Consider the following 14,927-nt stretch of genomic DNA (forward strand, 5'->3'; position numbering starts at 1 on the left):
ATTACAAAATTGGCTTGAGAAGAAATTAAAACTAAAGCAAGAAGATGGCCAAAGTCCTTCTCTTCCATCTTCTTGCTGATTGTTTTAAAACTTCAGTAAGGAAGTTATTTCAATATCTTTATCAAATAGTTCGCGACTTTTTGGAAATTCACTGTTTAATTCAATAATGAAGTTGCAATAAATCTTCTTTGGGTGGAATTTCTTAACCAAGTTGCATGCTGCAAGCATTGTCCCTCCAGTTGCAAGCAAATCATCGTGTAGGAGTATTATGTCGTTTTCGTTTATGGCATCTTCATGTATTTCTATCGTATCAATACCATATTCTTTTGCATAACTTTCCTGAACTGTTTTGCATGGAAGTTTGCCTGGCTTTCTGCAAAGCACGATACCTGCCCCAAGTTTTACAGCTACGGCAGATGACATTACAAATCCACGACTTTCTATGCCTACAATTTTGGTAATTCCTTTATTTGTATAAAAGTCACACATTTCATCGGCGATTTCTTTTAGAGCTTCTGGGCTCTTAAAAAGGGTAGTGACGTCGCGGAAATTTACACCATCGATTGGCCAATCTGGTATACAACGCAGATTGTCTATTAGCAGTTGATTATTCATTTTATTCTATATAGTTGTTTGTTATATTTTGTTTCGATTTCATCGAAGTTTTACGTTTTACTTTAATGCTTAAAGTACTTAATATCAACACTTTATTGTTTGTTTGGTTTCACGTGAAACATAGCAGGTTCAATGCTTGTGTTTCACGTTTAGCACCCTCTTGTGCTATCTCCCTAAGAGAACCAAAAGGACGTTGATGTCGCTAGGAGAAACGCCTGGAATTCTGCTCGCTTGTGCTAAAGTTTCCGGCTCGATTCTTCCAAGCTTTTGACGGCCTTCTGTCGAAATTTCGTGAAGTTCGTTATATTTGAATCGTCCCTTGATTTTTATATTCTCAAGACGGTGCATTTTGTCTGCAACGATTTTTTCTCGCTCGATGTAACCTTGATATTTCATTTTGATTTCGGCTGTCTCTGCGATTTCTTCTTTTCTGTTTTCTGGCGCATTTATCGCTTCTTTAAGTGAAGGGATTATTTCAGAAAGATTACTTAGAGAAAGGTGTGGACGTGCAATGAGATCTATTAGTTTGCAGCCAGCACGTAATGGAGTAGTACCGAGAGTCTCAAGTTGGGAATTTATTTCCTGCGATTTTATCGGAGTTTCCTTGCAGAAATTAATCAGTCTATTTACAGCCTCTTTCTTTTCAATCCACCAATCATATCTGTCGCGTTTAGCAATTCCCAATTCGAATGCTTTTTCTGTTAGTCTGGCATCGGCGTCATCTTGTCTCAACAGAATGCGATATTCTGCTCTTGAAGTGAACATTCTGTAAGGTTCATCAACGCCCTTTGTTGTAAGGTCGTCTATCAGCACGCCAATGTAACTTTCGTCACGTTGCATTATAAGTGGTTCTCCGCCTCCGCATCTTATAGCTGCATTTATTCCGGCAACAGTTCCCTGTCCACCTGCTTCTTCATATCCGGTAGTTCCATTTACTTGTCCGGCAAAAAACAAACCTGGAACTTTTTTTGATTCAAGAGTGTGCTTTAGTTGCGTTGGGTCGAAATAATCATATTCTATCGCATAACCAGGTCGATAAATCTTCACATCTCTGAAAGCATAAATTTTGTGGATTGCGTTAAGTTGCACATCCATAGGCATGCTTGACGAAAATCCGTTTAGATACATTTCATTAGTATCTTCTCCTTCTGGTTCCAAAAACAAAGGGTGTTGCTCCTTATCAGGAAACGTTACTAGTTTTGTTTCAATTGATGGACAATATCGTGGACCGGTGCTTTGTATCTGACCATTGAAGAGTGGGGAATCGGCAAGTCCGTTTTTCAACGTCTCGTGTACTTCCTTATTAGTATATGTAGTCCAGCAAGGCAATTGTTTCAATACGCGATGTTCTCCAAAGTAACTGAATTGGTGAAAATCAACGTCGCCTTTCTGCTCCTCCATGTCTTCAAAGTGTACGCTGCGTTTATCTATTCTTACCGGTGTTCCTGTTTTCATTCTTGCTGATGCAATACCGAGTCGGTTAATGCTTTCTGTGAAATTATGCACGGCTGGTTCGGCACATCTTCCGCCTTCAACCATTTTTCTTCCTACGTGCATCAATCCATTAAGGAAAGTGCCTGCGGTGACGATTACGCTTTTGGCTCTGAATTCCACTCCCCAGATCGTATTTACACCAACAGCTTCTCCGTTTTCAACTAAAAGTTCATCGGCTTGATCTTGCCAGATGTCAAGATTCGGAGTGTTGTCAAGAACAGTACGCCATTCCCATATAAATTTACCACGATCACATTGTGCTCGAGGGCTCCAAACGGCAGGCCCTTTGCCAATGTTTAGCATGCGGAATTGTATAGCTGTCTTGTCAGTCACTCTAGCCATTTGACCTCCAAGTGCATCAATCTCGCGTACAATCTGTCCTTTCGCAATTCCGCCAATAGCAGGGTTGCAACTCATCTGACCAATCTTGTTCATGTCCATTGTTATCAGGCACGTCTTCGCCCCCATGTTAGCTGAGGCAGCAGCCGCTTCACAGCCTGCATGACCGCCGCCGATAACAATAACGTCGTATTTAAAAAGCATTATTAGTATATACTTATATTTTTCGCAAAAGTAAGAAATAAAATTGGATTTTTTATAAAATAGCTTTGAATTATCACTAAAATATAGTATTTTTGCAATCTGTTATGAGGATAAATATACCTATTAATAGGTATTATATTGTGATTTTTTATAACGTAAAATAGATTAGTGTAAATTAAATTGAATATAATTTCTAACAGTTAAATATTTAAAAATCAATCATTTATGTGGTTAATCAATTCATCTATTGGTAGAAAATTGGTAATGTCAATAACAGGCGTTGCCCTTATTCTATTTATGACGTTCCACTGTTGTATGAACGTTGCGGCCATTTTCTCAGGAAAGGCTTATAACACAATCTGTGAGTTGCTTGGAGCCAATTGGTATGCAGTAGTTGCAACAATTGGATTGGCAGCACTTGCAGTTTGTCACATCGTTTATGCTTTCATTCTTACTGCGCAGAACCGCAGCGCACGCGGTAGCGAGCGTTACGCAGTGACAGCTAAGCCTGAAAAAGTAGAGTGGGCTAGTCAGAACATGCTTGTACTCGGACTTATCGTTGTTTTGGGTATAGGTCTTCACTTGTTTAACTTCTGGTACAAGATGATGTTTGCAGAGCTTGCTGGCATGCAGACAGCACTGGCTCCATCAGACGGCTTTGGTCTTATTAAGGCAACATTCAGCAATCCTGTATATGTTGTTCTTTATATCATTTGGCTTGTTGCTATCTGGTTCCACCTTTCACATGGTTTCTGGAGTGCTATGCAGACACTTGGTATCAATGGTAAGGTGTGGTTCAATCGTTGGAAGGCAATTGGTATTGTTTACGTAACAGTACTTATGCTTGCTTTCGTTGCTGTAGTGCTCGCTTTCTACTTTGGTCTTGCACCTAGTCTTTGCGCTGCTGCATAATTTATAATCAATATTATTTCCACATAGTGAAAGCATGTGGCTTATAATTCAAAACAAAGAATATTATGACTAAGACATTAAATGCCAGAATACCAGAAGGACCAGTGGCTGAGAAATGGACCAACTATAAGGCTCATCAGCGCTTGGTTAACCCAAAAAATAAATTAAAACTGGACGTTATCGTTGTCGGTACAGGTCTTGCAGGTGCAAGTGCTGCCGCATCTCTAGGTGAGATGGGTTTCAACGTTCTCAACTTTTGCATACAGGATTCTCCACGCCGTGCTCACTCTATCGCAGCTCAGGGTGGTATCAATGCAGCTAAAAACTATCAGAACGACGGTGACTCTATTTATCGCCTTTTCTATGATACAGTAAAGGGTGGTGACTACCGTGCTCGTGAGTCAAACGTGTATCGTCTTGCTGAAGTTTCAAATGATATTATCGACCAGTGTGTTGCTCAGGGCGTTCCTTTCGCACGTGAATATGGTGGTATGCTTGCTAACCGTTCTTTCGGTGGTGCACAGGTAAGCCGTACATTCTATGCAAAGGGTCAGACAGGTCAGCAGCTTCTTCTTGGTGCTTATTCTTCTTTGAGTCGTCAGATTCAGGCAGGTAAGGTTAAGCTCTATACTCGTTACGAGATGGAAGATGTTGTTATCGTTGACGAGCATGCTCGTGGTATTATTGCTAAGAACCTTGTTTCTGGCGAACTTGAGCGTTTCACAGCAAATGCTGTTGTAATTGCTACTGGTGGTTATGGTAATACATATTTCCTTTCAACAAATGCTATGGGTTGCAACTGTACAGCTGCTGTTCAGTGCTATCGTAAGGGCGCTTATTTCGCTAACCCTTCTTATGTTCAGATTCACCCTACATGTATTCCTGTACATGGTGACAAGCAGTCTAAGCTTACTCTTATGTCTGAGTCTTTACGTAATGATGGTCGTATATGGGTTCCAAAGAATATCGAAGATGCTAAGAAATTGCAGTCTGGTGAAATCAAGGGTTCTGATATTCCTGAGGAAGCACGTGACTACTATTTGGAGCGTCGTTACCCAGCATTCGGTAACCTCGTACCTCGTGACGTTGCATCTCGTGCCGCTAAGGAGCGTTGTGATAAGGGATACGGTGTAAACAATACAGGTCTTGCTGTTTACCTTGACTTCTCTGAGTCAATCAACCGTCTTGGTATTGATGCTATTCTCCAGCGTTATGGTAACCTCTTTGATATGTATGAGGAGATTACAGACGTTAATCCAGGTGAAGTAGCAAGTGAAATTGATGGTGTTAAGTATTATAATCCAATGATGATATTCCCTGCTATCCACTACACAATGGGTGGTATCTGGGTTGACTACGAACTTATGACTACTGTTCCTGGTCTATTCTCAATTGGTGAGTGTAACTTCTCTGACCACGGAGCTAACCGTCTTGGTGCTTCTGCTCTTATGCAGGGTCTTGCAGATGGTTACTTCGTATTGCCATATACAATTCAGAATTATCTTGCAGATCAGGCTTTATGGCCACACCTTGATACAAATCGTGCTGAGTTTGACGAGGCTGAGAATGGTGTTAAGGCAGAAATTGATCGCCTTATGAATATTAAGGGTAAGCGTTCTGTTGATTCTATCCATAAGGAACTTGGTCATATTATGTGGGAACACGTTGGTATGGGCAGAACTAAGGAAGGTCTTGAAGAAGGTTTGAAGCAGATGGCTTCTCTCCGTGAAGAATTCAATACTAACTTGTTTATCCCAGGTTCTAAGGAAGGTCTTAATATCGAACTAGACAAGGCTATCCATCTTCGTGACTTTATCCTTATGGGTGAACTTGTAGCTTATGATGCTTTGCATCGTGAGGAAAGCTGTGGTGGTCATTTCCGCGAGGAGCATCAGACTGAAGAAGGCGAAGCAAAGCGCGACGATGAGAACTTCTTCTATGTTGGTTGCTGGGAATATAAGGGCGACGATGCAAAGGCTCCTGAACTTATCAAGGAACCACTTGAGTATGAGGCAATTAAGGTACAAACACGTAACTATAAGAATTAATAATCATGGTAAAAAATATTTCTTTCACAATAAAGTATTGGAAACAGAATGGTCCTAAGGAACAAGGTCATTTCGATACACACGAGATGAAGAATATTCCTGAAGATACTTCATTCCTTGAGATGCTTGACATCCTTAACGAGGAACTTATCGAGGCAGGTCAGGAACCATTCGTCTTCGATCACGACTGCCGCGAGGGTATCTGTGGTATGTGTTCTCTTTACATCAACGGAACACCACACGGAAAGACTGAGCGTGGAGCTACCACATGTCAGCTTTATATGCGTCGTTTCAACGAAGGTGATGTTATCACTGTAGAGCCTTGGCGTTCTGCCGGTTTCCCTGTTATCAAGGACTGTATGGTAGACCGTTCTGCATTCGATAAGATTATTCAGGCTGGTGGTTATACAAGTATCCGTACAGGACAGGCTCAGGATGCTAACGCAATCCTTATTCCTAAGGGAAACGCTGACGAGGCTATGGACTGCGCAACTTGTATTGGTTGTGGTGCATGTGTTGCAGCTTGTAAGAATGGCTCTGCGATGCTTTTCGTTAGCTCTAAGGTTAGTCAGTTGGCTCTTCTGCCACAAGGACGTCCTGAGGCTGCAAAACGCGCTAAGGCAATGGTTGCTAAGATGGATGAACTTGGCTTTGGTAACTGTACAAATACTCGTGCATGCGAGGCTGTATGTCCAAAGAGCGAATCTATCGCTAACATAGCACGCCTTAACCGTGAGTTCATCAAGGCTAAGCTTGCAGATTAAGATAAATTATAATTATACTTTTAAAGCCCTGCGTCAATTTATTGATCGCAGGGCTTTTTCTTTTTATAATATATGAAACCAAAAAGATATGTATTATTCTCTTGGTTAATCAATAAAAAAGCGCTGGAACTTATTATAATAAGTTCCAGCGCTTATATTTTGCAAGTCGGGATGACCGGACTTGAACCGGCGACCTCGCGCCCCCCAGACGTGTACGCTACCAACTGCGCTACATCCCGATTGCATTATTTAAATGCTGTGCAAATTTAATAATAATAATCGTAATCACCAAATTTATACAGCCATCTAAATCAATAGCATAAAATGTATAAAAGTCGTCTATATAGACTTAATGATATTTTCTATCTCTGATATGTTATTGGCTACGCGTATATAATCTGTCCATTGACCACGAATCATTCCACGAGATTGCATATCATTGAGTAGTGCGATTAGTGAATCGTAGAATCCTTTCATATTATAGAGTATCACTATTTTCTTATGATACCCAATTGTATTGCTGGCTGCGACCGTGAATATCTCGTCAAGAGTTCCGATTCCTCCAGGAAGTGCAATCACAATATCGCTTTTTGCCAGCATCAGTTCCTTACGGTCGCTAAGATTGTCACATGCTATGTTTACGTCTACTGAGTTGCTAACTTTTCCACCCTTTTCAATAATCTGCGGAATAACTCCTATTGTCATTCCTCCAGCTTCGTGAACACTTTTGCCTATACATTCCATAAGGCCACAGTTACATCCTCCAAAAACGATTGAATGGCCGTTTTGTACTATCCATGCTCCCAACTCTTCTGTCATTTTGAAGAAATCTTTGTCTATATTCTCGTTGGCAGAGCAAAAAACTGATATTTTCATATTTAAATATATTGTTAATGTGGCATTTCTGTTTATGCCAAGTATTGATGTTTATTTATTAAGATGCTTCTTTACAACGGCAGGATTGCCGGCAGCCATGCAATCATCCGGTATATCGCGTATTACGACGCTTCCTGCGGCGATTATACAACGCTTCCCTATTCTTACCCCAGGACATACAATAACGCCGCCTCCGAGCCACGTATCGTCGCCTATCGTTATCGGAAATGATGTTTCACAAGTTCCTCTTCGTGCTTTGAAGTCTATTGGATGTTGTGGAGTTAGCAATTGGCATGAAGGTCCAATCTTCACATCATTGCCAATTGTGACGTATGCACCGTCAAGAATTACGCAATTATAATTAATAAACGAGCGCTCGCCAATTTTTATTCCAGAACCATGGTCGCAATGAAAAGGAGGACAAATCCCAGATGATTTTGGAAAATTAGGAATGAGTTTCTCAATTACATCTCTATATTCAGATGATGAAAGAGTGAGTACCTGTAGACGTGTGCACAAATCTTTGGCATTCCTTAAACTCATGTTTATCTCTTTATCCAAGAAATTATAAAGTTCCTCGGAACGCATCTTTTCAAATTCTGTTTTCATTATATGTTGCGAATAAATACGAAGTCTATTTAATTAGTGATTTAGCTGTGACATTCAAAAACTTATTCAATTGCGAGTAAGGTATCGTTAATTGTGGAGTCCCTGCTGCATAAGGAGCTATCTCATATTGTCCGTAGACTAATTTAATACCATCTCTAGTAAACAAGGGAGGGCATTTTGGGAGCGGAATAATATACATGTTGTCAAGCATTAAGCAACTTTTCAGTTCGTCATCATTATTGACATTGAAATATTTTCTCAGTCCAGTCTTTATTATATTCTGGAAGTCATCGTCATACGTGTTGTTTAATACTTCCCATCCTATTCGTCTTCCGTCGCTTTTGCGGAATGTCTGTCCTGTCACAATTGTTGAGCCATGAGCACCTCCTTGATATTCATAACATGAATATTCAAAAGTGACGAACTTCGCAGTCTCAGCAGTTTTTTGTGAATTGCAAATGTATTCGTACTTCCATTCACGGTCATTGTTAGCTGTATCCTTTTTTAGTTCGGCATAATCAGCCGAGTCATGACCGAAAGCGGTATTAATATAATGCTTTGCAATAGGCATAGTCTCATTGTATCCTCCTTCGTATGTTCCGCCCATTGTTTCACTCAACCATTCATTTATAGTGCTAGTCAAAGCTTCTGTTTTGCTTGTTGGGCAATCTGCCTTTATAGAGAAGTTGCCAACTTTATTGTTTATAGTAACGCTGTCGGTCTTAACTCTAATATCATAAGGAATAGTTTCACTGTGCGTACAGGCATTCAAAGCACATAGTGCCAATCCTCCGATAACAATTGTCTGTAATGTTTTTCTCATAAATCTTTATTATTTACGAATAATGAAGTGTAAAAATACTCAATTATATTAATATTCTAATTAGTTAGCTGTCATTTTTATATAAAATTAAAGGGCTTTGATTCAGATATGCTTACTCAAAAAGTGAAAATAAAACAAATAAATATGGTTTTATGATGTTGTTACAAAATAAAAGTGTAACTTTGCACCCGATTTTAAGTCACAACTTATTGTTTGTGATAATTTATTCATTTAGCGGAAGGTCTTCACGCCCAAGTATATGGCTGGGAGGGCGATTGTCCTTCCAATATAAAATTTTATTTTTTGAAGACATTTGAAGAGTTAGGCGTAAGCGAAGAGATTCGCCGTGCCATTGAGGAATTGGGTTTTGAACATCCAATGCCAGTTCAGGAAGAAGTAATCCCTTATTTATTAGGAAGTAAAAACGATGTAATCGCACTGGCACAGACCGGTACGGGAAAAACTGCAGCTTATGGTTTGCCAATGCTGCAAAAGATTGACCCTAAAAACAATGCTACTCAGGCTATTGTTCTTAGTCCTACACGTGAACTTTGTATTCAGATTGCGGATGATCTTAACGGTTTTGGTAAGTATATTGACGGACTTCATATAGTAGCAGTATATGGAGGTGCAGATATTCGTTCACAAATCCGTACGATCAAGCATGGTGTGCAGATTATTGTTGCCACACCAGGCCGTATTGTAGATTTGATTAACCGTGGTGTCACCGAGTTAGGCCATGTCAACAATATTGTTCTTGACGAGGCTGACGAGATGCTCAATATGGGTTTCTCAGACAGTATAAACGCTATTTTCGAGCAGTTGCCTGAAGATAAGAACACGCTTCTTTTCTCAGCTACAATGGGTAAAGATATTGAAAGAGTAGCAAAGAAATACTTGCATGAATATAAGGAAATTGTTGTAGGCAGTCGTAATGAAGGTGCTGAACACATAGACCATATATACTATATGGTTCATTCAAAAGACAAGTATCTTGCCTTGAAGCGTATTGTGGACTTCTATCCACATATCTATGCTATTATTTTCTGCCGTACAAAGATTGAAACTCAGGAAATAGCTGATAAATTGATTAAGGAAGGATATAATGCCGAGGCTTTACATGGAGACCTAAGTCAACAGCAGCGTGATCTCACAATGCAGAAGTTCCGTCAGCACACAGTTCAGTTGCTTATCGCAACAGATGTAGCTGCACGTGGTCTTGATGTTGAAGACCTTACTCATGTTATCAACTATGGTCTGCCTGATGATATTGAAAGTTATACTCACCGTAGCGGACGTACAGGACGTGCCGGAAAGAAGGGTACATCAATAAGTATTATCCATATAAAGGAAAAGTGGAAAGTTCGTCAGATTGAGAAACAAATTGGTAAGGAGTTTATCGATGGTGAATTGCCAAAGCCTGAAGAAATCTGCACAAAACAGCTTTATAAGGTAATGGACGAAATAATGAAGACCGATGTTGATGAAGATCAGATTGCTCCATATCTTGATGAGATTACGCGTCAGTTTGAATGTGTAGACAAGGAAGACATTATCAAGAAGATGGTAACAATAACCTTTGGCCGTTTCCTTGAATATTATAAGAATGCACGTGAAATAGAGAAACCTACCGGAGCACGCAAGGGTGACCGTGACGGTGATCGTGGTGACAGAGGCTCAAGAGGTAAAAGTGCAAGCGGTGTTCGCCGTAAGCATGATACTGAGGCTGGATTCAGTCGCTTGTTTGTCAACCTTGGAAAGAACGATGGTTTCTATCCTGGCGAGATAATGCAATACTTGAATAAGAATATCCACGGACGTCAGGAAGTGGGACATATTGATATCTTGCAGAATTTTGCTTATATTGAGGTTCCAGAAGGTGATGCCCAGAAAGTCATGGCAGCTCTCAACGGTACAAGTTATAAGGGACGTGAAGTTCGTTGTAATGACGCTGAAGAAGAGGGACACGGACGTTCTTCTCGTGGTGGTGAGCGTAGCAGCCGTGGCAGTGATCGTGGCGGATATCGTAATGATCGTAATGATCGTGGAGGTCGTGATAGTCGTGGAGGCAGACGTGATGGAGTTAGACCGGAAAGACGTTCAGACAAGCCACAAGACAAGCCACAAGATAAGCCTGAGGACTGGAGAAATCTTATGAAAGGTGGTGATTTGAAGGGTGCAGAACCAGACTTTAGCGAGGAAGGTTGGGCACGCAGAAAACCAAGAAAGAAATAGTTTTAAACACTTTATAGATAAACGGGGTCGCAGATTAGTCTGCGACCCCGTTTCTGTTATTATTACTTAAATTAATTACACTTTATATTCATTTAAGTGTGTTCCGGTTGTACATTTGTATCAAAATAGATAAAAATATAAAAAACAGTTTTATGAATAAATTATTTCTAGGTATAGCGATGTTGCTTTCTGTTCAAGCTACATTCGCAGATAACGGCAACTTTACCGTTAAGGGTGAACTGAAGAACTTTGGTGATACAATAATTGCCTTTGTTCCTGTTAACAAGGACTATGTGCGTGATACAATTCTTGTAAAGGATAATAAGTTTGAGGCAAAGCTTAATGTCGCCGAAGCATCAAATATATATCTTATGTCTCCTGGTACTATGCGCCACACAGAGAGCAAGCGTATTGTTATTCCGGCTATTCCTGGTGAGATGGCTGTTCTTACAGGTGATATCGCAACAAGATATGATATAAGTGGTAGTTTATTCTATAAGCAATATGGTGAGTTTGATCGTGCTTTGGAGACTGCAAGCAAACCAATGAAGGATTATGAAGCAAGTCTTGATAAACGCATTGCTGCGGGTGAAGATCGTGGAAAGATAATGGATGAATACGAGGCAAAAGCTCCAGAATTTGAAAAAGCTATCACTTCTACAATATTCTCTTTCATAAAGAATCATGCTAATTGGGAAGCAAGTGCCGTTGCTGTTACTAATCTTAATGCCGATACAATTAATTCTGGTGTAGCTTTGTTGGCAGAGAATGTAAAGAATGGAAGAATTAAACCATTCTATCAGTCTGTTTTAGACAATTATAAGGCTAAATCCGAACGTGAGGCAAAAGCAAAGGCAGCACAGGCTTCTGGTGTTATGGCTCCAGACTTCACATTAAATGATATCAATGGTAAACCATTAACGCTTTCAAGTCTGCGTGGCAAGTATGTTCTCGTTGATTTCTGGGGTTCATGGTGTATCTGGTGTATAAAGGGTATGCCTCAGATGAAGGAGTATTATCAGAAATATGCTGGTAAATTCGAGATTCTTGGTGTAGACTGTAATGATACAGAAGCTAAATGGAAAGAGGCTGTACAGAAGCATGAATTGCCTTGGTTGCATGTATATTGTCCTAAGGGCAGTACTGCTATTGACGGTTATGCTATTCAGGGTTTCCCAACAAAGATTCTTATCGGTCCTGACGGAAAGATTGTTAAGACAATAGTTGGTGAAGATCCAGCTTTCTATAAGTTCCTTGATGATACATTCTCAAAATAAAATAATAACGCCACGGAAATTTCCGTGGCGTTATTGTTTTAATATCTAAGCCCAAACCTAGTTTTCATAATAAATAGGCTTGTATCGATGTTTCCGTAAATATAGCTTTGTCATGTTGCTTTATTTATGGAAATGCCTGATATATAATAATCTTATTTTCTACAGTCTATCCTTTATACTGTTATAGTTATCAATTTTGTTTTTATTTGTTTTTGACTTGGTAGAAAAGCTATATGCAATTCTACACCATATTTGACGTGTCTGATTCTTTATATATACATTGTATTCTAGTGTTGGAACGCGATTAATAGCTTTTGTTTTACTACCGTTAAATAAGTCATCCGTACCAAGTTGTATTGTCAATGCATCCTTTAAAAAAGAGTGTTCTATTGACAAATCCATAGTCGTAGAACCTTTACAATATAAATTTCCGCTTATAAATGGTGAATTGCAGCATGCACCAATGGAAAGTATTCCAAAATGATTCCAGATCATTCTATTATTAAAGTTCATTTCACCGCCAAATAGTTTTGTTTTATTATAACTTTGTGGGATGCGTGTATAATTTCCTGATAGGTATAAATTTGTTTGCCACCACTTGAAAATTGAACCGCTGTATGAGTAATTAAGCATCAGGGATGATGTTGTACCGTAGTTTATATTTGTGTGGTAAGTGATTCCATTTTCAACTTCAAAATACTCAGTAATAGTATTCGGCGTATGATTATATATCAATGATAGCGTATGTCTTGCATGAGAAACTGTAAAGTTTAGCATGTCTGTTTGTTCTGCTTTCAAATTAGGATTTCCTTTGTCATACAATACATCTGATATGCGATTAACATACCCATTCATCAAAGAGAATGGCGGTCTGTTAATGGATTTTGTGTAATAAAAAGAATATTCATAATTGTGGGTTGTATGGTATGAAGCGAAAATGTAAGGAATAAAATTCGTATATTTTATACTAGTATTATTTTCATCTACATGACCATTAATGTTTGTCTTCTCAATACGAAAGTTTAATTTCAAAAATAAATTCCCTATATTTTTGGAGCCTCCTATATATCCACCATAGATATTTTCTCTATATTTCCATCCTGCAGTAGTTCTGCTAGCATCAATATTGTTGTCTACAGAATAAAAACTATTCCTTTTGCTTGTTAAAAGTTTTACTCCTGATAAGAAACTCCATTGTCCAAGGAAGTTCTTACGTAAATCAATATTTGACGTGATATTATGCGATTGCGCAGATGTTACATCTGTTTCATTTATATTTTTCTCTGAATAATTCAGATAGTTTGTTTCTAATCGATTATCAGTTTTCTGATTTTTATTATTATAGTTTAATAATACTTTTAGCAAACTCTTCTGATTATCAATGTTCCAATTATATGACCCTACAATATTATAAAAATCAGAATGACTATAATAATGTGATAGTCCTTCTCCATTAAAAGAATTATTGTTTTCTAGTGTATAAGTCACGTCATCTTTCCCATAACTATTAGTTGGTAGACTACTTATCCCATTTAACTCCAGCCCAAAGGTATGTTTTGGGGTAATATTAAAAATGGCTCCAATACGATACACGTGCTGTTTCTTAAAGCTTAGAGAACTTCCTTTTTCAGCGTGCTTTGTGCCATTATATAAATAAATATTTTCTGTTTCATTGTATTGTGAAGCTCTTGCTTTAGAATATGAGTAACTGCCATATATGTTCCATTTATCTGTTCCAAAAAACATATTTGCAGACGGTGCAAGATTGTAATATCCTGACTGTGGTGTACTTGAATATAAATCCATATTACCAGTAAAACCATGTCTATTTTTCTTGGTTATAATATTTATGATACCACCTTGAATGCTTGCATCATTTTCACCACCATGATTTTGAGACAACTCTATTTTTGATATTTCTGAAGCTTTAAGATTTGTCATGAAAGCGCTTTGTTCTTCATCAGACAATTGTCTGCCATTAACGAAAACTGTTGCTTTCTTCCCTGCCATCTTGATTTCGCCATTTGAATTTATTATTACTCCAGGTGCAAACTTCAATACATCTTTGGACGTTAGGTTCTCAATCTTTTGCATCTGATTAATATCAAAAATTATTTTGTTTTCTTCATGCTTAAATATTGGACGATGTCCTTTAACAATGACACCTTTGATTACTTGCATATCTTCTGTCATGATTATCTTGCCAATATCCCCGGCATCGAATGCCCTTAAAATGGTCTTATAGCCTATGCAGGATACTTTGACCAAGGCATGCTTTGCACTACATGGAATAACAAACTTGCCTGCCAGATTGCTTACTCCACCATTGATGAATGTTGAGTCTTTGGCAGACAGCAATGATATATTGGCGTAAACTATGGGTTGCCCTCTCTTGTCGACAACCTCCCCAATTAGTTTCGTATTTTCTTTCTGTACACACTCTACAAAGATGTTATCTCCATCAACAGTCATCTTTAAGGGATAAAAGCCTATCACGTCTCTTATGGCATCGGGAACAGTTTTCTTGTCAATGCTCGTAGTAACGGTAAAGTCTTCAAGTTCGTTATAGATAAAGTTAATCTTGTACTTACTGGTATTCGCCTCTATAATCTTCAGAGCCTTTGACATGGAGACGTCTCTAAAATCATGTGTGATTCTCTGTGCACTGACAGAGATGGCAACCAGAGATGCAATCAGAAATAATATATATCTTTTTATTTTATTGTCTGTC

Annotated in this window: 11 protein-coding genes and 1 tRNA gene; 5 read left to right on the forward strand and 7 right to left on the reverse strand. The window is 38.8% G+C overall.

Annotated elements, in window-relative coordinates; all coding sequences use genetic code 11:
• Positions 1 to 84: 84 nt before the first annotated feature.
• Entirely contained in the window at positions 85 to 615 is a 531-nt protein-coding gene (locus B045_RS0106410; protein WP_018463448.1) for an adenine phosphoribosyltransferase, read from the reverse strand.
• Between the two features lie 165 nt (positions 616 to 780).
• Positions 781 to 2,652 (reverse strand): tRNA uridine-5-carboxymethylaminomethyl(34) synthesis enzyme MnmG, encoded by a 1,872-nt coding sequence (gene mnmG / locus B045_RS0106415; RefSeq protein ID WP_018463449.1) that lies wholly within the window; start codon positions 2,650 to 2,652, stop codon positions 781 to 783.
• Positions 2,653 to 2,877: 225 nt separating this feature from the next.
• On the opposite strand from mnmG, the gene B045_RS0106420 reads away from it, so the two are divergent.
• The 3 genes from B045_RS0106420 to B045_RS0106430 all read left to right on the forward strand — a co-directional run bounded on the left by B045_RS0106420 (position 2,878) and on the right by B045_RS0106430 (position 6,376).
• On the forward strand, positions 2,878 to 3,564 hold the full coding sequence (locus B045_RS0106420) for a fumarate reductase (RefSeq protein ID WP_026234355.1): 687 nt from the start codon (positions 2,878 to 2,880) through the stop codon (positions 3,562 to 3,564).
• 65 nt (positions 3,565 to 3,629) lie between these two features.
• Positions 3,630 to 5,612: a fumarate reductase/succinate dehydrogenase flavoprotein subunit gene (locus tag B045_RS0106425; protein WP_018463451.1), complete on the forward strand. Its 1,983-nt coding sequence runs from the start codon at positions 3,630 to 3,632 to the stop codon at positions 5,610 to 5,612.
• Positions 5,613 to 5,617: 5 nt separating this feature from the next.
• Positions 5,618 to 6,376, forward strand: coding sequence for a succinate dehydrogenase/fumarate reductase iron-sulfur subunit (locus B045_RS0106430; RefSeq protein WP_018463452.1), 759 nt, complete (start codon positions 5,618 to 5,620; stop codon positions 6,374 to 6,376).
• A 166-nt stretch (positions 6,377 to 6,542) separates the two neighbouring features.
• Here the strand turns inward: B045_RS0106430 and B045_RS0106435 are convergent.
• From B045_RS0106435 to B045_RS0106450, 4 genes are all read right to left on the reverse strand, one after another.
• Positions 6,543 to 6,615 (reverse strand) — tRNA-Pro (locus B045_RS0106435).
• Positions 6,616 to 6,715: 100 nt separating this feature from the next.
• Positions 6,716 to 7,252 carry an LOG family protein gene (locus tag B045_RS0106440; RefSeq protein WP_018463453.1) on the reverse strand — a complete coding sequence of 179 codons (537 nt, stop codon included), beginning with the start codon at positions 7,250 to 7,252 and terminating at the stop codon, positions 6,716 to 6,718.
• 51 nt (positions 7,253 to 7,303) lie between these two features.
• On the reverse strand, positions 7,304 to 7,861 hold the full coding sequence (locus B045_RS0106445; protein WP_018463454.1) for a sugar O-acetyltransferase: 558 nt from the start codon (positions 7,859 to 7,861) through the stop codon (positions 7,304 to 7,306).
• Positions 7,862 to 7,886: 25 nt separating this feature from the next.
• Entirely contained in the window at positions 7,887 to 8,684 is a 798-nt protein-coding gene (locus B045_RS0106450) for a DUF3298 and DUF4163 domain-containing protein (RefSeq protein WP_018463455.1), read from the reverse strand.
• Between the two features lie 303 nt (positions 8,685 to 8,987).
• On the opposite strand from B045_RS0106450, the gene B045_RS0106455 reads away from it, so the two are divergent.
• Together B045_RS0106455 and B045_RS0106460 are read left to right on the forward strand one after the other, a co-directional pair.
• On the forward strand, positions 8,988 to 10,919 hold the full coding sequence (locus B045_RS0106455; protein WP_018463456.1) for a DEAD/DEAH box helicase: 1,932 nt from the start codon (positions 8,988 to 8,990) through the stop codon (positions 10,917 to 10,919).
• A 152-nt stretch (positions 10,920 to 11,071) separates the two neighbouring features.
• Complete coding sequence (locus B045_RS0106460; protein ID WP_018463457.1) at positions 11,072 to 12,196, forward strand: TlpA disulfide reductase family protein; 1,125 nt, start codon at positions 11,072 to 11,074, stop codon at positions 12,194 to 12,196.
• Positions 12,197 to 12,355: 159 nt separating this feature from the next.
• On the opposite strand, the gene B045_RS0106465 is transcribed toward B045_RS0106460, so the two are convergent.
• The coding region (locus B045_RS0106465) for an outer membrane beta-barrel protein (RefSeq protein ID WP_018463458.1) at positions 12,356 to 14,927 on the reverse strand (2,572 nt) is incomplete at its 5' end.

It is taken from the genome of Segatella paludivivens DSM 17968 = JCM 13650, assembly GCF_000373185.1.
Classification (GTDB): Bacteria; Bacteroidota; Bacteroidia; order Bacteroidales; family Bacteroidaceae; genus Prevotella; species Prevotella paludivivens.